A 26,504-nucleotide genomic window follows, 5' to 3' on the forward strand; every position below is an offset into this window, starting at 1 on the left:
TCCCGATATTTATTATGAAAGGAATCATGATGTCTGGCGTAAATAATGACACTATCTATCACTGCCTTTGGCAACGTATTGATGCACATGCTGATAGCTTAACGCAGTTAAGCCAAGATATTTGGGGCTTTGCTGAAACTCGTTTTGAAGAACATCAATCGTGTGCCGCAATTAAAGACTTTTTAGCGGCACAAGGTTTTACGATTACGGCGCCGGTTGCCAACCTTGATACAGCATTTATTGCGACCTATGGCGAAGGATATCCACATGTTGGATTTTTAGGTGAGTATGACGCTCTTCCCGGATTAAGCCAACAGGCGCATGAAACCCACCCGTTGTGTATTGAAAAAGGTGGGAACGGCCATGGTTGTGGCCATCATTTGCTTGGGGTCGCATCCGTTGCGGCAGCGCTTGCACTGAAGCAAGAAATGGAACAGCATCAGTTGCCTGGCCGAGTCACTTTCTATGGCTGTCCGGCCGAAGAGGGCGGTTCTGGAAAAACGTTTATGGTACGTGATGGCATATTTGCTGATACAGATATCGCAATTACCTGGCATCCGCAGACCTTCATGGGAATATTTAACACGCCGAGCTTAGCCAATATTCAAGCTGAATTTCACTTTAAGGGCAAAGCTGCGCATGCTGCAGCGGCACCCCATCTGGGCCGTAGCGCGTTAGATGCGGTGGAGTTAATGAACGTCGCCGCGAATTATTTACGCGAACATGTTCCGAGCGATTCTCGCATTCACTATGCGATCACCGAAAGCGGCGGTTCAGCACCTAATGTGGTACAAGCACAGGCTTCGGTACGGTATTTAGTGCGCTCTCCCAGAGTACGAGATGTGCAAGGTATCTATGAGCGAATACAGCAAATTGCTCAAGGGGCGGCACTGATGAGTGGAACATCCGTCGAAGTGGACTTTATTAAAGCCTGTTCCAGTTATCAGCCCAATCGCTATCTTGAGCAATTGATGTCACAGCATATCGAATGTTTGGGCATTCCCCAGTATACGCCGGATGAAAAGGGATATATGGCGAAAATGCAGCAAACGCTGAGTCAGGAGGATATTCGAGCGAATATTGATCAACTACTGGTCGCCAATCGCAGTTTAGATCCGAGCACTCTCGAGTACTTATATGATTCACCCGTGATGGATACCCCATTGCCCTACCAACCGTGTTACGAAGTATTATATGGTTCAACCGACGTTGGGGATGTGAGTTGGGTGGTCCCGACGGTGCAGTGCTGCGCGCCTAGTTATGCCTTTGGCACGCCATTACACACATGGCAAGCGGTATCGCAAGGGAACAGCTCCGTTGGTTTTAAAGGGTTGTTTTCGGCCGCAAAAGTGATGGCCGCCACTGGATTAGAGGTCCTGCTGTGTCCTGAGCATGTAACGCGAGCCCAGCAGGAATTAATGGCGGAGCTTAAACGGCATCCTTATACTTGTCCAATTCCCCAAGACGTTGTTCCACGTGCTTAATGAGCTCGGATATTGGCCTCGCCCTTGCGTGCGTAACTACCTCGGTTGACTGTCCTGATAGCTCCGAATGCACTTAAATGTTAAGCATTCGTTCGAGTGCTGTTAAGGCATCGGTGGTGGTTTGTTCATCCACTTGAATGACGCCAATCGGCGCACGGTTGACCAAGCTTTCCAATGCAAACAGCAAATGGGGCAGATCGATTCGATTCATGGTCAAACAGGGGCACAGATTTGGATTCAGCGAGCAAATTTGTTTATCTGGATGCTGGGCTATCAACCGGTTGACTAGGTTCATCTCAGTGCCAATGGCCCATTGCGTGTTCGGTTGGGCATCATTTATTACATCGATAATGTATTTCGTTGAGCCGGCAAAATCAGCGGCAACCACGACTTCATGACTGCATTCTGGATGGACGATAATGTTCGTTTCTGGGTGACTTTGGCGAATGTTCTGGATGTTTTCAAGAGTGAATTTTTCATGGACTGAACAGTGGCCTTGCCAGAGGATAATGCGCAGTTGCGAAATGTCCTGTTCACCCAGCAGCTGGTTTTGTGCTGGGCTAAAAATCGCCATTTGTTCAAGCGCAATGCCCAGATCAAAGGCCGTGTTGCGGCCCAGATGCTGATCAGGGAGAAACAGCACGTGCTGTTTTTGCTCAAGCGCCCAGCTTAAAATCCGTTTGGCATTCGAAGAGGTCACTGTTGCCCCGCCATGCCGACCAACAAACGCTTTAATTTCAGCGGTAGAGTTCACATAGGTCAGCGGCAAAATGGTTTGTCCAAGTTGTGACTCAAGTTTATCCCAGGCCCGTTCTAATTGTATTAAGTTCGCCATATCGGCCATCGTACAGCCGGCTCGCATATCGGGGAGAATGACCCTCTGGTGGGGTTGTGTGAGCATATCTGCGGTTTCAGCCATAAAATGGACACCACAAAAGACGATATAATCGGCTTGGGTATTTTTTGCCGCAATTTGCGCCAGTTGCAATGAATCGCCAATGGCATCGGCAAACTGAATGACTTCATCTTTTTGGTAATGGTGGGCGGGCAAAAAGAGTTTATTGCCGAATGATTCTTTAATTTGCCAGACTCGCTCAGCCATCTGCGTTTGACTAAGGGCTTTATAGCCTTGTGGCATCTGTTCTGGGTTTTCAATTAAATCCAAGATAGCCATAAAAAATTCCTTACAACTTATAGATCTAGGCTGATATCAAGGGCTTTAACCGAGTGGGTTAAACAGCCCAGAGAAATAACATCGACACCGCTGTGACGAAACTCGGCCAAATTTTCTAAGGTAATGCCACCCGAGGCTTCGGTGATGATATTCGCCGGTGTCAGGGCGCGAAATTCTCGAACGGTGGCGGCTGAGCAGTTATCGAACATGATGACATCCGCTTTGGCGGCGATCGCCTGTTCAAGCTGTTGGCGGGTTTCAATTTCAACCTCAATTTTCACCATGTGTCCGACTGCTTTACGAACCCGTGCCATGGCATTGGCGATAGAACCACAAGCAGCAATGTGGTTATCTTTAATCATCACCCCATCATCTAAACCAAACCGGTGATTGTGTCCGCCTCCCATTTTGAACGCATATTTTTCGAGCATGCGCAGTCCTGGGGTCGTTTTGCGGGTATCACAGATACGAATGTTAGGATCATCGAGAATAGTGACCGCTTGCGCCGTTGCACTGGCGATACCAGACAGGCGCTGAATCAGGTTGAGGATGACCCGTTCGCCCGTTAGGATCTCACGCACCGGCCCTTCGATTTTGGCAATGACACTGCCCTGGTTAAGAACCTCACCATCGTTAACCAATGTCGTGATGTTAATCTGCTCGTTGAGTAGTTTATAGCCTTGCGTTATCAGACTGCTACCGCAAAAAACGCCCGGTTGTTTGGCAACAATGCTGCCAGAGGCTTGCTCATTGGCAAAGATTGCTTCAGCAGAAAGATCGCCAAAACCAATATCTTCCTGAAAAAACTGACTTAGCAATGTGCGAAGTTGGAAGTGGTACATGAGTTTAAGATCCTTGGGTTTTCGACAATACTGATGCGTCCACGCTGGTGGACAATTTGTTGGCCCTGCCATTTATCGCAACGTTGAGGGCTGTCTGTTCGATAATGACTGCCGCGACTTTCATCGCGAAGCAGGGCTGATTGGGTCATAAGCTTGGCAAGTGCATAGGCATTGGCTATTTCTATCTGTTCAGGGGAAGCGTCTGCATAGTGAGTGATTTGACAATGGAGCTGTTCTAACTTTTTGCTAAGAGCGATAAGCCCTGCGGCATTTCGTTCAATCGCCAACGCCTCGTTAAGCCAGTTTTGTAATGTTGGCAAGCTGAGATTGGGAACCTCAATTTGCAGTGAGGGGGATAATTCAGCGGTTGGCGAGTTCGCAATCTGACATGTGCCGAGTGCCATGGCCACTCGCTTGCCAGTCACCAACCCTTCTAAAAGCGAATTACTGGCTAATCGATTGGCTCCGTGCAGTCCGGTGCAGGCGACTTCACCAATGGCATAGAGTCCGGGCAGCGAACTTTGAGCATTGTCATCCACCGCTATCCCGCCCATTAGAAAATGCATTCCCGGAGCGACGGGGATCTTGCCCTCATCTAAGTTGACTTGAGCTTGGTCACACAGTTTGCTGATGGTTGGGAAGTGATCCCGAAAATGTTGAACTGGACGAATATTGAGATAGATTTGGTGGCCGTTGAGGGCTTCGCGCTGCAGCGCTCGGGCAACTACATCACGAGGCGCAAGATCCGCCATGGGATGAATGCCGGCCATAACGGCGCGACCGTGCTCATCTTCTAAAATAGCACCTTGGCCACGCACGGCTTCTGAGACTAACCCAAATACACGGTGGTGGTTGATTAGCAAGGTGGGGTGAAACTGAATAAATTCTAAATCCACCAACTTCACGCCAGCCCGATAGGCCATCATCAAACCATCGCCTGTGAGCGTTTTATTATTGGTGGTCACCGGATAGAGCTGACCACAGCCGCCAGTAGCAAGTACGACGGCATCGGCTTTTATGGAGATAAGTTCTCCTAAACTATTTTTATAAACAACGCCGATACAGCGCTGGTGATCCGCGCTTTTGATCAGTTCCAAGACTTGTGCCGATTCAATAAACTGAATATTTTTAGGTAACTGCTGGATTAAATATTGCACTAAAATTCGGCCCGTTTGATCCCCACCAGCATGAAAGATCCGGTTTTGCGAGTGAGCCCCTTCTTTGCCAAGATATGGCTGTTGCGAAGGAGATCGATCAAACGGACAACCATGCTTTAACAGATTGAGTACGATGGCTTTACCTTCGCGGATAATGGCCTCTGAGGCGATTGCGTCGTTATGTCCGGCCCCCGCTTCAAGAGTGTCTTGTAGATGTTGCTGAACTGAGTCATCTGGCAGATAGGCGCTGGCGATGCCCCCTTGTGCTAGCATGGAATTGCTATCAGCGGGGGTTGTCTTTGTCAGAATAATCACTTCACAGTCATCATTGGCATGTGCGGCGAGTGACAAAGCGGCAATCCCGGCCCCAATAACAAGGATACGAGTTGGCATAATTTTATGTGTATACATGTGTCTTGACACATAGAATGTCATAGCCCTAGGATAATCTCAACGAGATTTATTGAACTATGAGCAATCACTTTGATTTACTTAGATTATGCGGCTTCAACTCCCGTCAGTGAGGCGGCCCTTGAGGCATTTACTCAGCTGAGCCGTCACTACTTTGCCAATGCTAACAGTTTACATGATCTGGGGACCCAGACAGACGCTGTCTTGAGTTATGCTCGTCAGCAACTGGCCGGCTGGCTAGGTAATGCTGGGGGGGAGATATTTTTTACTGACAGTGGTTCACAGGCCAATCTATATGCGTTGCTCTCGTTAGCCAAAGCCCTCCCGGCACATAAAAAACATATTCTTATCAGCCAGATGGAACACTCGTCAGTGTTAAACGCTGCGCAGATGCTTATGGCTCAGGGGTATCACGTTGAGACTATTGCACCCAATCGCAATGGCGAGATTGATGAGCAATCTCTAATCAGTGCGTTGCGTGCTGAAACGGGTCTGGTGAGCATCCAGCACGTGAACTCAGAAACAGGCATCATTCAGCCACTGGCGCGGTTATCCGCTATCTTAAAGCGGGCCGGCGTCTTGTTACACACCGATGCAGTGCAGAGCTTTTCCAAACTCGATGCCTCGCATTCAGGGTTGGGCGCCGATGTGATTACCTTAGCTGGCCATAAAGTTTATGCTCCCAAAGGGGTTGGGGTCGTCTCGATCAATGCGAATGTGCCTTGGCAACGTGTATTTCCGGGTAACCATCAACAGCGTGGTTTTTATCCCGGCACCATCAATGTGCCACTGATTGGGGCTTTTGTTGCAGCCTGCGAGCAACTGTGGCCAGAGCGAGAGCGGATTAATGCTCATGTTCGTGATTTGCGAGCGCAGTTAGTGGCTGCTATCCGCACCAGCGCTTTACCCATTGAGCTATTTGACGATAGCAATGCGTCGATTTTGCCGGGAATTTTTGGGGCTTTTTATCAAGGTCTGCCGGGGCAATATGTTATGCTAGAGAGTAATCGGTATGGGATCTGTATTGCTACAGGTAGTGCGTGTCGGGTCGGTCTCGATGAGATGTCCCCGACGCTTAAAGCATTAGGATATCGTGTTGAAAAAGCTGCACAGTTTTTTCGAGTATCCTTTGGTAAGGATACTCAAGCTTCAGATATCACCGCGTTTGTCAGCGTGCTTGAGCAATTACGGCCAACATCATGAAGATAGGATTTTATGGGACAAAAATTAATCGGCGAACAGCGTCGGGCCCGAATTTTAGAGCTTTTAAAGCAGAGTTCAGGCCCGCTGACTGGCAGTGAATTGGCGCAAAACGCGTCGGTTTCCCGGCAGGTTATCGTGCAAGATATCGCGTTGTTAAAAGCGCGTAATGAGCCGATTATTCCAACCAGTCAGGGGTATATTTACCACCGTTTAAATGACGCATCCCCCGTGCAGGTGGAACAGATTGTGGCCTGTCAGCATGATGCCGCTCACACCGAAAGTGAACTGTTACTGATGGTGGATTATGGGCTAAGCGTTAAAAATGTCATTGTTGAACATGCCTTATACGGTGAAATTACCGCACAACTGCAGATTCGAACTCGTAAAGATGTAGAGGCATTTATGCAAAAAATGCGTAGCTCTGGGGCATCTTATCTGTTTGAGTTAACTGGTGGTGTTCATTTACACACTTTGTGTGCACCCTCACAGCAGATGATGGATGAAGGCGTGGCCGCGCTTCGCGAGGCAGGCTTTTTAGTGAACGAAGCGTAAATCGTTCCGCATATTCTATATTGATCGGTGTCTGGCTTGTTCAGACACTTGACCCATCGTTTATATTGATCTCAACGCGTTTGCTGAAGATCCGCGATGTGGTTGAGATCGAACAGATGGGCTTTGCCGTCTATGCCCGTGGCCATGTTCCCAAACCCGGCAGAAAAGAAAAGCTCGGTGAAGTTGAGCAGCCTATTACTTGTGGTGGTATTACCGTTAACAACGGGGATATTGTGATCGCCGATGAAGAGGGCATTGTGGTATTAGAGCGCAGTGAAGCCGAAGCTATTCTGGCAAAAGTCAAAAAAGATGCGATCAAAAGTAATATATCGCTTGCTGAGTGGCAGGTGGGCCACCGCCAAAAAATATCGGCGCTCGTTAAATCATTATCTGAGCAGGCCGAGCAGAAATAGTCCTGAGATCCTAAGGCCTGTAATGTACCAATTTGGGCAGTTTGAGCGCTTGCTGTGATTAGAGAACGCTGTTAGAACTTTCACATGTGAAAGTTTTTGGGATATATGTAGGAAAGAGATATAGGTTCATACTGGCTGTAGACATCCTATCTGAGCCTGACCACAGCTGAGTATTAAAGAGCTGTAGCTCAGGTTTGGACAGAAACACGCGTTAGATTTTCTTCTTAATTTAGCTAACTACGGATTACTTTATATATGGGAAACCTCTACAATAGTGGCCAAGTTTACCTAGTCACTACAGTTATAGCACCATCATTGGCTGCACTATCAAGTAATGGACTAATCCCTCTTCGGCTATCCCCAAGAATTTTTACCATTTTCGTAGCTCTAGTAATGGCTACATACATTTTGTTGTGAGAAGTATAATTATTAAAAATTCTACTCGTGCTACTAATTGATCGATCTTCTCTTGGTAGACGTCCTTTATCTACACCAACAAGGATTACCGCATCAAATTCAAGACCACCAACGTAATCTGCCATAGCAATAATAAAATCATTTTTGTTTTTAGCTTCTTCGATGACACTAATATCACCACGTTCAAGCAAACAACTAACTGTTTTATTCGACTGACTAAACTCTTCTTTAGCCTCTTCAAATAGTAATCTGTCAAAATATATGATCACTATTTTATGCTTCAAGCAGCCTAATTCATCCTGAGCATCATTAGCTATTGAAATAGCTTTTTGGTGTATCGATAAAGTTGACTCATCATATAGAATATATTCTGGTTGAAACTCTTCTATATCATATTGAACACCAGATGCATGTGCTAATGGATCGATAAAATTAGTAAATAGCGCAGTTCCTGAACTGGTAATTATCGATGCTAGTCTGGTTATATTAGCAGAGCACCTGAAAACAGCAGTAAGATCTGTTTTCTTCTCAGATTTCATATGGTCTTCAATATTTAAGTAATCTAAAACCGAATCATTTTTCCATGCAATATCTCCAACGGCCTGTGTAGCATCGACAGCAAATGATATTGGAGCAATGTTGCTTTGTTTTGTTAAATAATGAACTATACCTAACTCATTAAAATTAAGTAGATGTAACTCATCAACAAGTATAAAATCGTAAGCTTCAGTTGCTCGACGTCGTTTCCAAAGCGGGGTTTCTAAACGCCCCATAGATGATATGGCTATATCGTCTGGATCAAATTGACTTAAATTGTCTAGTTTTAATTGGTAACTTTCGAATATTTGGAATATAAAATATCTATCATTCTCCTTAATGGTAGGGACACAGAAATACTTGTCTTTATTTTTAATATAGAATTCTTTATTACCATTACACCGACCTTTGATTGCCACACCAAACTCGTGAATTAATAACTCAGAGAGTGCCAGTGAATCTTCACTATCAAAAAGGGTATAAAGTTCGTCAGAAATCATCCTTTTGTGTTTTTTTAAATTAAGTTTTATGTTTTCAACAAGTTCCATTATATAGAGAAGCTGAGTCTGTTTAGCTTCATAGCTATCTTCATCTATAAGCTCAGTTTCACTAATATCATTACCTAAAAGCTCCATACAAACTTGTTGAATTGTTCTTACCTTTATTTTCGACAACGATGAACTATCAAACATTTCAGTTGACTGTGAAGTGACTTTTAAGAAATATTCAACCGTATTTCTTATTGAGGTACTTGGCACAATGAAAAGTACTTTCATCTTGGGATCACCTTCAGAAGCCACTTTTAACGCTTTTAATACAAGACATATTGTCTTCCCTGTACCAGCTGGACCATGCAACCTTGCAGGATAATGCCAATCAGAGTTAATAAACGATAACTGCTTATCTGAAAGTAATTCAAAAGGGTTGTTCCGCCCTAAAAGATATGTTGTATTCAGTAATTCTTTTTCACCAAGATCCACAGCCCCTAGATCGTTAACCTCTTTACTATTAAAACCTTTATCTGAAGAACTTTTAAAAGTATTAACATTAAAAATACCATCTAAAGCTTTTTTTAAATTTACAAGTTCACATTCATCTTTTCTTTTTGATCCTGAAGTCTGATCGAACTTATAAATGCAAATATGTTTCCCTTTATATTTTCTCTCTTTATTAGCCTTATTCTTAAATGGAGCCAATTCAACAACAATTTTATATGAGCTACCATTTTTTGATGGAAATGGAAATATAATTCCTTTAGTGGAATCTAGAGGTATCATCTCTGATGAACTATAGGTATGATTATCCCAAAATTTGATACAGAATCTCAACGCTTTCTGGATACATGTAATCTTCATTTGGTCATCAAGACCATCAAAAGAAAGCGTTCTAAAGTCTAAAGTCACTGAGTTTCTTTCTGACTCATAAGTGTCTTTATCATGAAGAATAAACAAGCCCTTATTCTTATTAACACTATAAACTGGCACACTAGAATCATCTATTTTTATTAATTCACCATTTGCTATATTTGTTATAATGGACGAATTATCAAAATCTGCACTTTGTAATGTTCTTGAATTAATTATGGCACTTACAGCTTGATAAGTCAGACAAATAAATTCACATTTCATTTAATTGTTCCTTTAGAATGGTTGCGGCTTCTTTACAGATGTCATCTGTCCCAATTCGGCTATAATAACTGGAAAATTTTTGAAGAACATGTTCAATATATGGAGATTTCAACAAAGAGATGTATGATATTTCATCTTTATATAAAGTAAGATATTGGTTAACAGAGTCATCACTATTCCTGTCTTTTTTTATTCCACTTGAAAGCTTCATCGCCACTTCAAAAGGTATCGAAATTGGTTCAGCTAAGTCGATGACATATGGTTCTAGAACATTATCAAAATTAATTTGTTCAATAAAATAAGTCGATGCTTCCGTATTTCTTATTATTTCACTTACAAGATTTTTTCTTTCCTTACTGACAAAATCTAGTGTGTGGTCACAACTCTTACTTCTATACATGTACAACATTTTTTTTATATATTCTTTATGATGTACTTTTTTATCCTCATCTATTATTGCTATTATGTTCTCAATAGGGTAAATAGGTATGAGTTCTGATGAAAGTTTAAACTTTTTCAATTCGATTTCGATTTTCTGCAAAAGTTTACTTTCAACCCTTCTATAGATTATTTCATCACCTTGACTATTGAGCCAATCGCTTGCTTTATAAATTGGTAAACAGAGTATCTTCCTAGCCTTATCATTAGCGATATCACACCGTGCTGTAATAATAATTCCGTTAGCATATAAGGAATAAGAATTAATAGTTAAACCTTCAAAAATACTGCCTTGTGTAAACTCATTTTTTGTAGGATGTGAAAGTAGTTCCCTCATTTGTCCCTTCATTCATCTATTAGTTAAAGGTTACTTTCACCGATAAAACCATAATGATCATCTACGGTGAACATGTTGGGATTATACTAGCACTTCTGCATATAAAATAGAAAACATATCTTGTTATACTAACCCTTCATCATTTGATTAAAGATGAATTGAAAATCGAAACTTATATTTCATGTTACTTGATCGACAAAGAGGATTATTGGTGCCCTACTTATTTTGTAACTACTTTACCCCTCTCACAATACTTGAGAACTTCTTCAGTTCATTCGCCATTCGTTGTAGTGGATTCGTCCCGTAAGTCGCACCAACGTTTGTGGAAGCGTGACCTGTGATCCAGTCACTCACTGCTGTCTCAATACCCGCTTCACAGAAGAGTGTCTTAAAGGTATGCCTAAAGCCATGAGAAGGATTCGCTTGGCTCTCTAGTTTCAAGTATTTCGCCGAAGCCTTTGCGTTTTTACTCTCTTTTTTAGATAAAAGCTTTTATATATCATCTTCCAGATGAACGGGTTTTCAGTAGGTTGGTCTTACCTTTTACGCGTCTTAATAAATAGTGTCAGTTGACAACAGGTGTATGAATTATCTGGTAGCGTATCGTTGTTTCAACGACTTCAGCGTTGATAAAGCCACCTATGTTAAATTGCCCAGAGCAGTGCAATTTTCTGAATCGTCACCAAATAGTGGTCCCCAAAATAGCTCGCACAATTGTGTAACCACAATCACATTAATTCATTAGAAAAATTTGGTCAAATATTGATACCAAGGAATGTTGTGAGTAATGACTCTAGCAAAAAAAGGGACATAAACGTTTTAGAAGAGGCAGTATATCGATGAGTCGATAAATAAAGGCCAGAGAATGATGCTCTGGCCTATCAGCTTTTCTACAGTACGAACGTGTGTAGGTGGGTTTTACATTACCTCATAGTCACGAACTCTTCGGCGCTGGTCGGGTGAATGGCGACACAGCTATCAAAATCGGCTTTGGTTGCCCCCATTTTCATGGCAACGCCAAAGCCTTGGAGAATTTCATCCATGCCTAAGCCAATGCCATGTAAGCCAACGACTTTCTCATCTTCACCGACACAGATCAGTTTCATTTTGGTCGCTTGGCGATGGCTGGTTACGGCGGTGTACATGGCCGCAAAGCTAGAGGTATAGACTTTGACGTTGTCATCGCCATATGTTTCTCGAGCTTGGGGTTCACTAAGGCCAATGGTTCCGATTGGGGGGTGACTAAAAACCACCGTCGGGACTAGGTTGTAGTCCATTTTCGCGGTGGGTTTGTTATTGAATAGGCGCTCGCTGAGCAATCGTCCGGCCTTGACTGCCACAGGGGTAAGTTCAATTTCACCAATCACATCTCCCAAAGCATAAATGCCATCGGTTGCCGTGTTGGAGTACTCATCAACCTTGATAAAGCCACTTTCATCGGTTTGAACGCCGGCGATGTCAAGGTTGAGTTGGTCGGTATTCGGTTCGCGGCCAATGGCCCAGATCACGCAGTCTACATTTAGACTATTCCCGTTTTCAAAGGTTAATGTCAGGCTGCCATCAGACTGTTTTTCCAGTTTTTCCGGGATGCTATGGGTATGTAATGTTGGGCCTTCTTCCGCCATGATCTCAACGAGTGTTTCATAGAGCAGAGGTTCAAAATTACGCAGTGGTGCATGTTTGCGCACCGCCAGATGCACTTCACTGCCCAACCCATGTAAAACGCCGGCTAATTCTACGGCGATATATCCCGCACCGACGACAGCGACGCGTTTGGGCTGTTCATTGAGGGCAAAAAAGCCATCAGAGGTAATGCCGTACTCGACACCCGGTACGTTCGGAAGTTGTGGCCGTCCACCGGTGGCGATCAGGATATGTTTAGCGCGATACAGTTGGCCATTCACATCTAATGTATGGGTATCGACAAACTTGGCAAAGCCATTGATTCGCTCAACGCCGTTGTTGTCAAAACCGCGTTGGTAGGAGCCGTGAATACGGTCAATGTATGCCTGGCGGTTTTTCACTAAGGTTGACCAATGAAACTGATTCAAGGTGGCATCAAAGCCATAATCTGTCCCGTATTTGGTAATCGCTTCGGCTACCTGAGAGCCAAACCACATCACTTTTTTAGGCACACAACCGACATTGACACAGGTACCGCCAACTTCATTGGCTTCGATGATTCCGACTTTTTGACCATACATTGCGGCTCGGTTTGCCGAGGCAATACCACCGCTTCCAGCGCCAATACATAAATAGTCATACTCATGGACAGACTGTGTCATGGAGTTCTCTCCTGATAATAAGTTTGGTTTTAAATACCCTTGAGTATAACGAGAACTCATCGGCAGATCATATGGTTCTTGGTAAATTGATTTATCGGGTAAACCGATTAATTAAATCGTTTTAACTTCCCCCGTAAACAGTTGATTTACGCCTCGGTTACCCCCATATTTGAGTCATTAACTATAAAATCCCGCCGAATATAAAGGAGTTGGTATGTCCAATCCGCTTTTAGAAGCAAAAGGGTTACCCCCGTTTTCACAGATCCGTCCTGAACATGTGAAACCTGCTGTCGAACAGGTGATTAAAGACTATCGCAATGTCGTTGAAAAAGTGGTCGCTAACAACCATTACAGCTGGGAAAATTTTATTTCGCCATTGACGGAAGTTTCTGACCGATTGAGTAAAATTTGGTCGCCTGTGAGCCATTTGAATTCGGTGATGAACTCGGAGCCACTGCGTGAAGCTTATGAGAGCTGTTTACCACTGTTATCTGAATTAAGTACTTATTTAGGCCAGCATGCAGGGCTTTATAAAGCATATCAGTCTCTTAAAGAGAGTGAAGAATTTGCAACTTATTCCAAAGCACAACAAAAAACGATTACTGACTCGCTGCGTGATTTTGAATTATCCGGGATAGGGTTAGCAGCCGATAAACAAAAACGGTTTGGTGAAATTAGCCAGCGTTTATCTGAGTTGGCATCTAAATTTTCTAATCAAGTTTTGGATGCGACCCATGCTTGGTTTAAACATGTGACAGATAAAGAGGACTTGGCTGGGTTGCCAGAGTCGGCACTTGAGGCTGCGGCACACGTAGCGAAAACCAAAGAGCTCGACGGTTGGGTGTTGACGCTAGATATCCCAAGTTATCTGCCAGTGATGACTTATGCCGATAATCGCGCTCTGCGTGAAGAGATGTATCGTGCTTATAGCACCCGTGCCTCTGAGCTGGGGCCGAATGCTGGCGAATTTGATAATACTGAAGTGATTAAAGAAACTCTGGCACTGCGCTATGAAAAAGCACAACTGCTTGGTTTTGCTAATTATGCCGAGCTGTCATTAGCCACTAAAATGGCACAGAGTACTGAGCAAGTGATGGGCTTTTTGCATGATTTAGCTAAACGTTCTAAACCTCAAGGTGAACAAGAACTTGCTGAGCTCAAAGCGTTTACTCGCGAGCATTATGGTGTTGAAGAACTTGAGGCTTGGGATAATGCTTATTACAGTGAAAAACTCAAGCAGCATAAGTATGCGATTTCCGATGAGCAATTGCGCCCTTATTTCCCCGAAGATAAGGTTCTCTCTGGATTGTTTGAAACGGTACATCGGCTCTATGGGATTGACGTTCGACCCGGCGACGGCGTTGAGTTATGGCATCCAGAGGTTCGCTATTTTGAGATCTATGATCAACAGAACCACCTGAGAGCCTCGTTCTATCTGGATTTATATGCGCGTGAACACAAACGCGGTGGAGCTTGGATGGATGAATGTCAGGTGCGGCGCAAACTCCCTGATGGGTCAATCCAGCTGCCAGTGGCTTATCTGACCTGTAATTTTAATCGTCCGGTCGGTGATAAACCGGCACTATTTACCCATGATGAAGTCCTGACATTGTTCCATGAGTTTGGCCATGGCTTGCATCATATGCTGACGCAGATTGATGTGGCTGATGTCTCTGGCATTAATGGTGTGGCTTGGGATGCGGTCGAACTGCCAAGTCAATTTATGGAAAACTGGTGCTGGCAGAGTGAAGCGCTGAGCTTTATCTCAGGACATTATCAAAGCGCTGAGCCACTGCCCGAAGATATGCTGGAAAAATTGCTTGCAGCACGTAACTATCATTCGGCAATGGCGATGCTACGGCAGTTAGAATTTTCCTTGTTTGATTTTACTTTGCACGCTCAAGACCCTGCAACACTGGGGGTTCAGCAAGTTCTTAATGATGTGCGTGATGAAGTTGCGGTGCTTGATGTGCCTGAATTTAACCGGTTCCAGAATGGTTTCGGCCATATCTTCGCCGGTGGCTATGCCGCTGGTTATTACAGTTATAAATGGGCTGAAGTGCTCTCCTCAGATGCGTTTTCAATGTTTGAAGAAAATGGTATTTTTGACGCACAGACGGGCCAATCTTTTTTACATAATATTTTAGAAAAAGGCGGTTCGGAAGAACCCATGCAGCTGTTTAAAAACTTCCGCGGTCGTGAGCCTAAAGTGGATGCTTTATTGCGTCACAGCGGCATTCAAGCCTAGTCATCTATATGATCTACTGCCATTTGGTAGTAGATCATCCTCTATTTATTGTTAATCTCCGCACGTGTCGTTTCTGATAGTTTTTTAGCAAATGAAAAATTAAGAGAGTTGTGCTGATTTTTTGCTCAATACTAGCGGTAAGCTTCAAATCTTTACTTTTTGTTAAAAACATCAAATTTATTTATCTAAAAATATAGAGGATTGCCCTGTGATATATCCTTGCAGCCACTCTGGGCCAGTATTCTGCGCTTGCTCCGGTGCACCGGTTTAGGGTAAAAATGCTATTAAGGCAGAGTATTTTAGGATAAAGCTGCCATGACAGGACCCACTATAAATCTAATGTCCTGCAAATACACAACATCACATCAATATGACTACACAGTGATTATACGGAGAATCACATGAAAAAATGGACTTATTCAACAGCTGCTCTGGCTGTTTCTTTGGCTATGTTTGGATGCACCTCATACGCGAATGCCGCTGATACCATTAAGATTGCTGTTGTCGGACCCGAAACTGGGCCTGTTGCACAATACGGTGATATGGAATTTAACGGGGCTCATGCCGCGATTGAAATGATTAATAAAGAGGGCGGTATCGACGGTAAAAAACTTGAAGAAGTGGATTACGACGATGCTTGCGAACCCAAACAGGCCGTTGCTGTTGCAAACCGAGTTGTGAATGATGATATTCATTTCGTGGTTGGTCATCTGTGTTCTAGCGCGACTCAGCCTGCCTCTGACGTCTACGAGGATGAAGGTATTTTGATGGTAACTCCCGCATCGACAAGTCCAGCAATTACGACGCGTGGCTATCAGATGATCTTTCGGACCATCGGCTTAGATAGTGATCAGGGGCCAACGGCGGGTAAATATATCATTGAACATATCAAACCTAAGCGGGTCGCGATTGTTCATGATAAACAGCAATATGGTGAAGGGATTGCCACGGCCGTTAAGGCAAGTTTGGACAAAGCGGGTGTGAAAGTAGTTTCCTTTGATGGGATCACCAGTGGTACCAAAGACTTTTCTGCACTGATCGCCAAACTCAAACAGGAAAAAGCCGATTTTGTCTATTATGGTGGTTACCATCCTGAGTTAGGTTTAATCCTCCGTCAATCGGCTGAAAAAGGCTTTAAAGCACAATTTATGGGGCCTGAAGGGGTTGGGAATAAAGACTTGTCCGCCATCGCCGGGAAAGCCTCAGAAGGATTGATTGTCACATTGCCGAAAAAATACGATAAATCTCCTGAAAACGCCAAAATCGTGCAATTGCTGCAAAGCGAAGGCAAAGATCCAAGCGGCCCATTTGTCTGGACTTCTTATGCTGCGGTACAAACGATCGCAAGTGCGATCAAAGCGAAAGGCGATGACCCTGAAGCCGCGGCCGATTATCTGCGCTCTCACAGCGTTAAAACGGTGATGGGACCTTTGAGTTGGAACCAAAAAGGGGATCTGAAAGGATTTTCTTTCGGCGTTTTCCGTTGGCATGCTGACGCTACCTCAACCGAACTGCAATAAGACTTAGCTCAAAAAACTAGGTTACAAGCAGTTGATTACATTGAGGCTGGTTTGAGCGATTGAGTTCGCTGTGGCATTTTTTGGCGCAAATCCAGCCTCAATCTTAACGTATTGTTCGTTTGAGGCGGTTATGTCTGAACATTTCTTTTATTTTATTCAACAACTGGTCAATGGGATGACGCTGGGGAGTACTTACGCGTTAATTGCCATTGGTTACACCATGGTTTACGGCATTATTGGCATGATCAACTTTGCCCATGGTGAAATTTATATGGTGGGCACTTACATTGCGTTTATAGTGCTCTCGGCTTTGATGATGGCCGGTATTGATAATGTGCCGTTGCTGTTTATCGGAGCTTTTGCGATTAGTATGTTGGTGACCAGTGTTTATGGCTGGAGTATTGAGCGCATTGCCTATCGCCCGTTGCGTGGTGGTAATCGTTTGATCCCGTTGATTTCGGCGATTGGCATGTCCATTTTTTTGCAGAATCTCGTTCGAACCGCACAGGGGAGCCGTGATATTGCATTACCTACATTGGTCAGCGGCGGCTGGGTCATCGGTCCTACGCAAGGATTTCATTTAACGATCTCCTATATGCAAGTGGTGATCTTTGCGGTCACATTTTTAGCCATGACGATTCTATCGGCTTATATTTCCCGTTCGCGAATGGGGCAGGCGTGCCGCGCTTGCTCTGAAGATTTAGGGATGGCGGCTTTACTGGGAATCGATACCCATAAGGTGATTGCGTTTACCTTTGTGGTTGGAGCCGCGTTAGCATCAGTGGCTGGGGTGCTGCTAGGGGTTTATTACGGGGTCGTGAATCCGTATGTCGGTTTCATTGCTGGGATTAAAGCGTTCACCGCGGCGGTGCTCGGTGGAATTGGTTCTATTCCTGGTGCGGTGCTTGGTGGCATGTTGCTCGGCATTACCGAAGCATTAACTGCCGGTTACTTAAGCCCTGAATATTCGGATGTCGTTTCATTTTTGCTGTTGTGCTTTGTTCTGTTGTTTATGCCAACGGGCATTCTGGGTCATCCGGAGGTTGAAAAAGTATGACGCATTTAAATGTTAAGTCAGCGCTGATCTCGGTGCTCGTTTTTCTGGTTTTAGCCGGATGGTTACTCGGAATCCGTCTTGAACAAAATCCGACTGGACTCCTGCTGGCCTGGTCTGATGGCCCTCGCTGGTTATTGCTGGGTATGGGCTGTGTGTTGGTTTTTTTATTTCAACTGTTTGCCCAACCGCTGCGGCATGGATGGCAACATATCAAACCCCGCAAATCATACAAGGTGCCATCGCCTCAAGAAGCTCCTAAACTTTACCGTTATTTAATTAGTTTTTTAGCTGCTGCTGCAATTGTTTGGCCTTTTATTGTCTCACGTGGTGCGGTTGATTTAGCTACGTTAACCTTTATTTATGTGATGCTTGGTTTAGGGTTGAATGTCGTGGTCGGCTTGGCTGGATTACTCGATCTAGGTTATGTCGGGTTCTATGCGGTCGGAGCCTACGGTTATGCGTTGCTCAGCCACTATGCAGGCTTCGGTTTTTGGACTTGTTTGCCCATTGCGGGGGTCTTAGCTGCATTCTTTGGTTTTATATTGGGCTTTCCGGTCTTGCGTTTGCGGGGCGATTACTTAGCGATTGTGACACTCGGGTTTGGTGAAATTATTCGCATTATGCTCAATAACTTAACCGGACTGACCGGCGGCCCAAATGGGATTGGAGGCATTCCAAAGCCAAGCTTATTTGGTCTGGAGTTTAGCCGTCATGTTCGTGATGGAGGATGGGATACTTTTGATCATTTCTTTGGCCTGCATTATAACTCCGATCATAAAGTGATTTTTTTATATTTGATGGCATTGTTGCTGGTGGTATTTACCTTATTTGTGATTAATCGTCTGCTCAGAATGCCGATTGGCCGTGCTTGGGAAGCACTGCGCGATGATGAAATTGCCTGTCGCTCATTAGGCTTAAATCCAACGGTCATTAAACTGACGGCCTTTACTATTGGGGCAAGTTTTGCCGGATTTGCTGGCAGCTTTTTCGCAGCTCGACAGGGCTTTATTAGTCCTGAATCGTTCACTTTTATGGAATCGGCGATCATTCTGGCGATTGTCGTCTTAGGGGGAATGGGCTCTCAGGTTGGCGTTGTGTTGGCCGCTATTATTATGACGGTGGTGCCAGAGCTGGCGCGTGAATTTAGTGAATATCGGATGGTTCTATTTGGTTTGATGATGGTATTGATGATGATCTGGCGACCTCAAGGATTATTACCAATGAGCCGTCCTCGCATGGAGCTGAGTGCCGATGAGTAGTGAAAGTTTGTTAAAAGTTACGGACTTGAGCATGCGCTTTGGGGGCTTGCTCGCAGTCGATGGCGTGGCGCTTGAGATTAACCCGCAGCAGGTCGTTTCAATTATAGGCCCTAATGGGGCGGGGAAAACGACCGTTTTTAACTGCATTACTGGGTTTTATAAACCCACTGCGGGTGAAATTCTCTTTAATGGCGATGCGGTACAAGGTTTACCTGGCTATAAAATTGCTCGAAAAGGGATGGTTCGCACCTTTCAGCATGTGCGTTTGTTTAAAGAGATGACGGCCATTGAAAACTTACTGATTGCCCAGCATCATCATCTGAATACCAATCTATTATCGGGATTATTTAAAACACCTAGTTTTCGCTTAAGTGAGAAAAAAGCGCTGGAACAGGCCAAATACTGGCTTAAAAAAGTTGATTTACTGGATTACGCCAATCGTTTGGCGGGCAATTTGGCTTATGGTCAACAGCGGCGGCTTGAAATTGCGCGATGTATGGTTACCGGACCGCAACTATTGATGTTGGATGAGCCTGCTGCAGGGTTAAACCCGCGAGAAACGGCTGATTTAAATGAGCTAATTGTCGGTTTACGTGAAAATGAAAAAATATCAGTTGTGCTGATTGAACACGATATGAAACTGGTTATGGATATTTCTGATTATATTTATGTGGTCAATCAGGGGCGGCCTCTGGCCGATGGGACGCCTGAGGATGTTCGCGCTCATCCTGATGTCATTAAAGCCTATTTGGGAGAATCATAATGAGTATGCTGAGATTTACGAATGTATCGACTCATTATGGACAAATTCGGGCGTTAGATGATGTGTCATTGCATGTTGAAGAAGGTGAAATTGTCAGCTTGATCGGTGCCAATGGCGCTGGGAAAACCACGTTATTGATGACCTTGTGTGGCGATCCGAGAGCCACTAGCGGTGATATTTTTCTGGGTGAGCGCAACATAACTCATCAGCAAACGGCTGAAATCATGCGTTCTCAAGTGGCGATTGTGCCTGAAGGTCGACGCATATTTTCGCGGTTAACGGTCGAAGAAAACCTCTATATGGGGGCATTTTTTGCCACTGTGAGTGAAAAGCAGGAACTCATGCATCAGATGTTTGATCTCTTCCCCCGATTGCAAGAGCGACGCTCGCAGCGTGCGGGAACAATGTCTGGAGGTGAACAGCAGATGCTGGCTGTGGCTCGGGCATTGATGAGTCAGCCTAAATTGTTGCTATTGGATGAGCCGTCTTTGGGGCTTGCCCCTATTATCATTGCGCAGATTTTTGAAACGATTGAAAAGCTACGCAAAGATGGGATGACCATATTCTTGGTCGAACAAAATGCGAATCAAGCCTTGAAACTCGCCGATCGTGGTTATGTCTTAGAAAATGGCCGAATCGTTTTAGAAGATACCGGGGCGAGGTTGTTAAGTAATCCTCAAGTACAAAACGCCTATTTGGGCGGTTAATATAGCGTTACGAATACGGAGTAAAAACCGGAGTTTATATAGGCTCCGGCGATTTGTTTAGCGCAAAAATTTTTCATGTTTTGTGATTCACTAATAAGCTATATAGTTCTTTGTTTATTAGGAATTTTTGTGATTTTAAAAAGGGCTGATTATTTTTATAGCAGTTCCTTTGATACACCACTCTATAGATATACCTATAGATATGCGATTGGTTAGTCGGTATGATGCCGTTGGTTAAATTAATAGCTTGTTATTTCGGGCTATTTAGGACGCTTTTCTAATTAGATGGAGCTTTACTCTAATTTAGAAAATAAAAAATTAAGAAATAAATGGATTAAAAGATCAATTTGCATCATTTACCGGATGACCCTCCATCTGGATAGGGATGTTGGTGAGAGATATATATGAATAAAAAAGTTACTATATCGGCAGCGGTTGTTGTCGTTGTTGCAGCAGGGCTAGTTGCAGCGCCTTATGTTGTTAAATCAATCGCTAAATCTAAGTTGACTAATATTCAAGTTCCGAAAAACATTGCGGATAATTTAGCTAAACGTGGGTTAACCGGTGAAATAAAAGATGTCAGCTATGAAGATCATGGTTTAACGGCTGATACAGTTACTCGCGTGATGATTCACAGTATCGATCATCCAAGTGATTCTCTGTGCTTTGATATTAGCAGTAAACTCGATTTTGGGTATAGCACGGTTTTCTCGGGTAATTTAGCGAAAGTTGATTCGAAATTATTGGCTAAATCACAAGATCCAAAATGTGGATTTGTCGATAACCCTCTATTTAAAAATAAACCTGGTGTAAATGAGCTGTTTAGCGAGCTATTTAAAGGTGGCTCTCCGATTACTTCAAGCTCTGTTTTGGGATGGTCAGGGGATGTGAATCAGGGCACTATTAACATTGCTCCTCGTACGATTCATGAACCGAATAAGGATGAGGGGCAAGGTGATGTGTTTGAAATTAAAGCCGCTCAGCTGATGTTCCATTTCAATTCTGCACACGATAAATTACAAAGTAAATTCCACTGGGATGGTTTCCATTACCAAGATTATAGAGCCAGTGCTCCAGGGAAGGTTAGGACTGATTTTTCTCTGGGTGCGGTTGATTCTAAATCAAATCAAAGTCTTGTCAGTGGCACTAAATATGTGTGGGTTGGTTCCAATTCTATCCACATTGCACCGACTAAATTGGTCAAGGCAGACTATTCAGGTAATGATAATACCTATCAAATTGGTGGCGTTAATGTTGACATGTCCTCAAATACTGAGGGTAAAACATTAACCTCAAAAATAGATTGGAAATTATCCAACGTTGATATCAAAGGCCATAAGATTGCCGATGGTCAGGCGAATATCACCGCTAGTAATCTTAACATTAAGGCGATGGATAACCTGCTTGCTATCTTTCACGAAGGCAGTGAATTTGAAAAAGCTCCACGATATCAGAGAGATAAAATTCTCGCCAAGAAATTTTTACCACTCTACCAAGGAATGAAATTCAAATGGGATCCGGTGAAAATTGATGATAACGGCAAAGAGATCTCTATTAGTGGCAATGGCACTGTTGGTAAAATTAACCCTAAAATGGTTGATTTATTAGGGTTCCAAGGGATTGTTCTGGGAACGGCTAAGAACTTGGTTGCTAATGTGGATATGACTATCGATACGCAAATGGCCAAGAAACTTGCAACTACGGTGATCAGTGTGTTCTCACCTAGTGAACAAACCACAGAACTTCGGACTCAACGGGCGATGAATGTTGTGACCCGTATGCTACAACGCCAAGTTAACGCTGGCTATTTGAACTACGATGAAGCGACTGAGCGTTATTCAACGAAGCTGCATGTGGAAAACGGCCAGGTCAAACAGGTTAAATAATTGGTGTGACCTCGTTGAGGCATTAAGCGACCACATCGATGGCAAGTTTTGAGCTAAAAACCGGATAACAAAAGTTATCCGGTTTTTTTATGGCTAAAGGTTGGCTTCAGCTTTCATGATGCTAATAGATGCAGTGCTCTTTAGCATCAGCCAATGGTAGCTGAATGCGGCGACTGCACCACTGATAAATAGTGAGAAATTAGCCAGTTCGGTGAAGATAAAGGAGGTCAAAATAGATGCGCATCCCGCGATGATGAGGGCAATAATCGCGCGAGTATTCCAGCCATTGTTGTACCAGTATTGACCACTTGCTGTGTCATTATAGAGATCGGCAAGATGGATTTTTTGTTTCCGAATTTTATAGTAATCGACTAAAACGATGCCATATAACGGGCCAATTAAGGCGGCAAGTAAATCAACCGTGTAATGGATCATGTCTGGATTGTTAAATAAGTTCCATGGTGTCATTAGCAGTGATGCAATGGCTGCGATAAAACCGCCACATTTAAAACTGATTTTTTGCGGGGCAATATTCGAAAAGTCAAAAGCGGGCGAGACAAAATTCGCAACGATGTTAATGCCGATGGTCGCTAGAATAAATGTCAGAGCCCCAAGTATGGTAATTGTGGCTGAATCCAGCATCTGAACCGTTTTTATGGGGTCGGTGATCATCTGTCCAAACATGGGAATGGATGCGGATACAATCAATACGCTAAAGATGGAGAAAACAATAAAGTTAAGTGGCAGACCGAGTAAGTTACCTATTTTCATCTGTTTCTTATTTTTGCAATAGCGAGCGAAATCACTGAAATTAAGTGTTGGGCCTGCGAAATAGCCTGCGACTAGGGCAATGGCTATCACCATCTCTTTTACATTGTCCCAACCGACTAATGAGTGACTCGATAAGTTAAAGTGAATCGCTCCCCAGCCGGTGTGATAGAGCATAAAACCACACAGGGCAAACATTGCTACATAAATTGCTGGGCCGCTGTAATCAATGACTTTGCGGATCATCGGCATCCCGAACATAAAGACCAGTGCCTGAGCTATCCACATGAATAAGAATCCCATCCAGCCTAGGTACGATAAGCCAACAAAGCTTTCTGATTGCAGGTCTTTCAGGTCTGGGAAAAAGTACAAAGCAAGAATGATAAAAGAACTGGAAGCTAAATAGGTTTGGATCCCATACCACACGACAGCAATACAGCCGCGAATAATGGCTGGGATATTAGCGCCTTTCACCCCAAAGGCTAAACGACAGACCACAGGGAAGGGGACGCCAGCTTTTTGCCCGGGAGTGCCCATTAGGTTAGCAAATAGATAAACAATCATAATCCCGGCTAGTAGGCAGACAAATACCTGCCATCCTGCTAACCCTAGTGCAAATAGACTTGCAGCAAAAACATAACCTCCAACGCTGTGCACATCTGACATCCAAAAAGCGAAAATGCTATACCAGCTCCACTGTTGATTTGTTTCGGGGGCTAGGTCAGCGTTACTTAATTGAGGACTCATTGATTGAAGCTGTTTATTCATAATCATACCCTTGTATATTGTATACAATATTACATACAATTCTGATGCCATTTTTATAACGATATGAAAACAATGATTTTTAGCTTGGAGTGGATTAAATCGAGCCAGATATTGCACTTTTATAGAACACTAAATGGTCGGGTTTGTGCTTTTTTTGATCGTTTCCGGATCGTCAGACAATTTATTAGCCAATAAATGGCAGGACATGAAAGAATAATTTGTGATAAATTGTATACAAAATAAAGCTAATATTCGTATCCGATATGAGAAAAGATCGTCACCAACAAATGTATCAGCAGATGCTAAAAGCTATCGTTGAGCATCAACTTCCCCCTGGACTTCGGTTACCCGAGGATAGATTGGCCACGACATTTGAGATTAGTCGCACGGGCGTGCGCAAAGTATTGCAACGTCTGGCATTAGAAAAATTCGTCACGATAGAACCCAATAAAGGGGCTCATGTGAGCGAGCCCAGTGTGGAAGAAGCCATTCAGGTGATTGATAGTCGAATTATGCTGGAGCCGCTTTTACTTGAAGCGGTTATTGCTCACTGGAATGAATCAGCCAAATGCCGGTTGCAGCAGCTCATTGATGTTGAGCATCAAGCGCGACATGCCGATGATTTAGCTGAACAGATCGATTTAACTGCGCAATTTCATATTGAATTAGCGAGTTTATCAGGAAATCAGGTGATGGCTGATTTTGTTCAGCAATTGGCTTATCGTTCGTCTCTAGTTGTGGCTGTTTATGGCTCTCGGCGCAGTGTTGGATGCGATTGCGGTGATCATCAAGAGCTTTTGACACTGTTAGATGAACAGCAAGTGGCACCATCTATCCAATGGATGAGGGGGCATCTTCAGGCCATTAAAGCGTCTCTTAATTTTGCGACGTCTCATGATCGTGATGTTGATTTTACCCGCATTTTTACCCCATTAAGTTAATTGGAGAGCTATATGCGCATTCAGCTACTCAATCCTAATACCTGTGCTGCTATGACAGAACAGATGACGTTGGTTGCTAGAGATGTTGCCTTATCGGATACCCAGATTATTGCAAGTACTGCACAGCATGGGCCTGTTTCCATTGAGTCAGCTCGAGATGAAGCCATCGCAGGGGCCGCGTTGCTGGATGAAATCCAGTGGGCAAAAGAGCAGGGGGTTGATGCCCATATTATTGCTTGTTTTGGCGATCCATCGCTCAGCGCCGCTCGTGAAGTTGCGGATGCTCCCGTGATAGGAATTGCTCAGGCGGCATTTCATTTTGCCAGTTTAATCAGTTATCGGTTTGCCGTGGTCACCACTATGCGTCGCACGATAGCGACAGCACAAGAATTGCTCAGTCGTTATGGATTTTCACAGCAATGTAGTGGTGTGTATGCCAGTGACATCCCTGTGTTGGCTTTGGAAGATCTATCCAGCCATTATCAACAGTTATTATTCAGTGACTGTCAAAAAGCGATTGATGACGGGGCCGAGGCGATTGTTCTGGGATGTGCGGGAATGGCAACGCTGTGTCAGAGTTTGCAGGATAAATTTCAGATACCCGTGATCGATGGTGTGGTTTGTGCGGTGAAATTGGCTGAATCGCTTAATGCGTTGCAATTAAAGGCGGCCAAACGAGGTCAGTATGCCGCCGCTTACCCGAAATTATTCACCGGTCGTTACCAACATTGGTGTGACCGTTAGGAGGAAATATGGCGGTAAAATTTGGCAATGACCGGAACTATGTCGGATATGGTGCGCAGCCCCCGGTCGTCCAGTGGCCAAATCAAGCTCGGTTAGCACTGCAATTCGTTCTCAATTATGAAGAAGGTGGCGAAAATTCAGTGCAGCATGGTGATGCGCATGCTGAAACTTTTTTGTCGGAAATCTATGGGGCTGAGCCCTATGCCGATCGCCATCTCAGCATGGAATCGCTCTACGATTATGGATCTAGGGCCGGTGTATGGCGGCTGCTCAAAGAATTTGAACAGCGGCAGTTGCCATTAACGGTCTTTGCCATTGCCACGGCTTTAGCCAAAAATCCTCCCGTCACCAATGCACTTCTCGCCAATGGTCATGAGATCTGTGGCCATGGTCTAAAGTGGATCCATTACCAAAATGTTTCCAAAGCGATGGAGCGAGAGCATTTGCAGCAAGCGTTGACACTGTATCAGCAATTAACCGGTTCTCGTCCGTTGGGCTGGTATACCGGACGAGACTCGCCGAATACGCGCCAACTGCTACTCGAAGAAGGCGGCTTTTATTATGATTCAGACTCGTATGCGGATGACTTGCCGTTTTGGATGCCCTATCAACAGGATGGTGAAGATCGAGCGCACCTCGTTGTCCCGTATACTCTTGATAACAATGATATGCGCTTTTATTCACCATATGGTTTTAGTCATGGGGATGAGTTCTTTCATTATTTAAAAGATAGTTTTGATTGCTTGTATGCTGAAGGTGCGGATCATCCCAAAATGATGTCGGTTGGGTTGCATTGCCGAATCAGTGGCCGTCCCGGTCGAATCAGTGGTCTACAACGATTTTTAGATTATGTGCAGAGTAAGCCCGACGTCTGGATAGCGCAGCGGATCGATATTGCGCGCTATTGGACTGAACATTATCCTTATCATGCTCTTAATAAATAGAGGTTATCGGGAGGGACGTTA

General features: G+C 44.1%; 21 protein-coding genes. 14 read left to right on the forward strand and 7 right to left on the reverse strand.

All coding sequences use genetic code 11. The features are described 5' to 3' along the window. The first annotated feature begins 26 nt into the window (after positions 1-26). The gene (locus EV690_RS16205) at positions 27-1,484 is read left to right on the forward strand and encodes an amidohydrolase (protein WP_224054972.1); all 1,458 of its coding nucleotides are present in this window, start codon (positions 27-29) and stop codon (positions 1,482-1,484) included. Between the two features lie 73 nt (positions 1,485-1,557). Here EV690_RS16205 and nadA read toward each other — a convergent pair whose 3' ends face one another. Genes nadA through nadB form a run of 3 tightly spaced genes read right to left on the reverse strand, consistent with a single transcriptional unit; the run spans position 1,558 to position 5,068 of the window. Beyond that, positions 1,558-2,658 carry a quinolinate synthase NadA gene (nadA, locus tag EV690_RS16210; RefSeq protein WP_131914064.1) on the reverse strand — a complete coding sequence of 367 codons (1,101 nt, stop codon included), beginning with the start codon at positions 2,656-2,658 and terminating at the stop codon, positions 1,558-1,560. 17 nt (positions 2,659-2,675) lie between these two features. Further along, on the reverse strand, positions 2,676-3,500 hold the full coding sequence (gene nadC, locus EV690_RS16215; RefSeq protein ID WP_131914065.1) for a carboxylating nicotinate-nucleotide diphosphorylase: 825 nt from the start codon (positions 3,498-3,500) through the stop codon (positions 2,676-2,678). Further along, positions 3,470-5,068: an L-aspartate oxidase gene (gene nadB, locus EV690_RS16220; protein ID WP_224054973.1), complete on the reverse strand. Its 1,599-nt coding sequence runs from the start codon at positions 5,066-5,068 to the stop codon at positions 3,470-3,472. The genes nadC and nadB overlap by 31 nt, the downstream gene beginning before the upstream one ends. Before the next feature lie 72 nt (positions 5,069-5,140). On the opposite strand from nadB, the gene EV690_RS16225 reads away from it, so the two are divergent. The 3 genes from EV690_RS16225 (at position 5,141) to EV690_RS16235 (ending at position 7,236) form a co-directional block, all read left to right on the forward strand. Continuing rightward, entirely contained in the window at positions 5,141-6,271 is a 1,131-nt protein-coding gene (locus tag EV690_RS16225) for an IscS subfamily cysteine desulfurase (protein ID WP_165872788.1), read from the forward strand. A gap of 12 nt (positions 6,272-6,283) precedes the next feature. Continuing rightward, complete coding sequence (locus EV690_RS16230) at positions 6,284-6,823, forward strand: transcription repressor NadR (RefSeq protein WP_131914067.1); 540 nt, start codon at positions 6,284-6,286, stop codon at positions 6,821-6,823. A 98-nt stretch (positions 6,824-6,921) separates the two neighbouring features. Continuing rightward, positions 6,922-7,236 carry an RraA family protein gene (locus tag EV690_RS16235; protein ID WP_131914068.1) on the forward strand — a complete coding sequence of 105 codons (315 nt, stop codon included), beginning with the start codon at positions 6,922-6,924 and terminating at the stop codon, positions 7,234-7,236. Positions 7,237-7,520: 284 nt separating this feature from the next. Here EV690_RS16235 and EV690_RS16240 read toward each other — a convergent pair whose 3' ends face one another. The 3 genes from EV690_RS16240 to gorA form a co-directional block, all read right to left on the reverse strand. Next, positions 7,521-9,818, reverse strand: a complete 2,298-nt coding sequence (locus EV690_RS16240) for a UvrD-helicase domain-containing protein (RefSeq protein ID WP_131914069.1) — start codon at positions 9,816-9,818, stop codon at positions 7,521-7,523. Continuing rightward, on the reverse strand, positions 9,808-10,593 hold the full coding sequence (locus EV690_RS16245; protein ID WP_131914070.1) for a hypothetical protein: 786 nt from the start codon (positions 10,591-10,593) through the stop codon (positions 9,808-9,810). Before EV690_RS16245 ends, EV690_RS16240 begins: the two co-directional genes overlap by 11 nt. 923 nt (positions 10,594-11,516) lie before the next feature. Then, positions 11,517-12,878 (reverse strand): glutathione-disulfide reductase, encoded by a 1,362-nt coding sequence (gene gorA, locus EV690_RS16250; protein WP_131914071.1) that lies wholly within the window; start codon positions 12,876-12,878, stop codon positions 11,517-11,519. 214 nt (positions 12,879-13,092) lie between these two features. On the opposite strand from gorA, the gene prlC reads away from it, so the two are divergent. The 7 genes from prlC to EV690_RS16285 all read left to right on the forward strand — a co-directional run bounded on the left by prlC (position 13,093) and on the right by EV690_RS16285 (position 22,318). Continuing rightward, entirely contained in the window at positions 13,093-15,126 is a 2,034-nt protein-coding gene (prlC, locus tag EV690_RS16255) for an oligopeptidase A (RefSeq protein WP_131914072.1), read from the forward strand. A gap of 401 nt (positions 15,127-15,527) precedes the next feature. Then, positions 15,528-16,646: a branched-chain amino acid ABC transporter substrate-binding protein gene (locus EV690_RS16260; protein WP_131914073.1), complete on the forward strand. Its 1,119-nt coding sequence runs from the start codon at positions 15,528-15,530 to the stop codon at positions 16,644-16,646. A gap of 130 nt (positions 16,647-16,776) precedes the next feature. After that, positions 16,777-17,703 (forward strand): high-affinity branched-chain amino acid ABC transporter permease LivH, encoded by a 927-nt coding sequence (livH, locus tag EV690_RS16265; RefSeq protein WP_131914074.1) that lies wholly within the window; start codon positions 16,777-16,779, stop codon positions 17,701-17,703. After that, positions 17,700-18,962, forward strand: a complete 1,263-nt coding sequence (locus tag EV690_RS16270; RefSeq protein WP_131914075.1) for a high-affinity branched-chain amino acid ABC transporter permease LivM — start codon at positions 17,700-17,702, stop codon at positions 18,960-18,962. Before livH ends, EV690_RS16270 begins: the two co-directional genes overlap by 4 nt. Further along, entirely contained in the window at positions 18,955-19,725 is a 771-nt protein-coding gene (livG, locus tag EV690_RS16275; protein WP_131914076.1) for a high-affinity branched-chain amino acid ABC transporter ATP-binding protein LivG, read from the forward strand. The genes EV690_RS16270 and livG overlap by 8 nt, the downstream gene beginning before the upstream one ends. A 5-nt stretch (positions 19,726-19,730) precedes the next feature. Continuing rightward, on the forward strand, positions 19,731-20,432 hold the full coding sequence (locus tag EV690_RS16280; protein WP_131914159.1) for an ATP-binding cassette domain-containing protein: 702 nt from the start codon (positions 19,731-19,733) through the stop codon (positions 20,430-20,432). A 404-nt stretch (positions 20,433-20,836) separates the two neighbouring features. Beyond that, a complete protein-coding gene (locus tag EV690_RS16285; protein WP_131914077.1) occupies positions 20,837-22,318 on the forward strand; it encodes a DUF945 family protein in 1,482 nt (493 codons plus the stop codon). Positions 22,319-22,411: 93 nt separating this feature from the next. On the opposite strand, the gene EV690_RS16290 is transcribed toward EV690_RS16285, so the two are convergent. After that, positions 22,412-23,854, reverse strand: a complete 1,443-nt coding sequence (locus EV690_RS16290) for an NCS1 family nucleobase:cation symporter-1 (protein WP_131914078.1) — start codon at positions 23,852-23,854, stop codon at positions 22,412-22,414. A gap of 263 nt (positions 23,855-24,117) precedes the next feature. Between EV690_RS16290 and EV690_RS16295 the strand changes: the two genes are divergently transcribed. Genes EV690_RS16295 through puuE form a run of 3 tightly spaced genes read left to right on the forward strand, consistent with a single transcriptional unit; the run spans position 24,118 to position 26,483 of the window. Then, positions 24,118-24,795 (forward strand): GntR family transcriptional regulator, encoded by a 678-nt coding sequence (locus EV690_RS16295; RefSeq protein ID WP_131914079.1) that lies wholly within the window; start codon positions 24,118-24,120, stop codon positions 24,793-24,795. 12 nt (positions 24,796-24,807) lie between these two features. Next, complete coding sequence (locus EV690_RS16300) at positions 24,808-25,539, forward strand: aspartate/glutamate racemase family protein (RefSeq protein WP_131914080.1); 732 nt, start codon at positions 24,808-24,810, stop codon at positions 25,537-25,539. A gap of 8 nt (positions 25,540-25,547) precedes the next feature. After that, positions 25,548-26,483, forward strand: a complete 936-nt coding sequence (gene puuE / locus EV690_RS16305) for an allantoinase PuuE (protein ID WP_131914081.1) — start codon at positions 25,548-25,550, stop codon at positions 26,481-26,483. The last annotated feature ends 21 nt before the right edge of the window (positions 26,484-26,504 follow it).

It is taken from the genome of Celerinatantimonas diazotrophica, assembly GCF_004339545.1.
In the GTDB taxonomy this organism is placed as follows: domain Bacteria; phylum Pseudomonadota; class Gammaproteobacteria; order Enterobacterales; family Celerinatantimonadaceae; genus Celerinatantimonas; species Celerinatantimonas diazotrophica.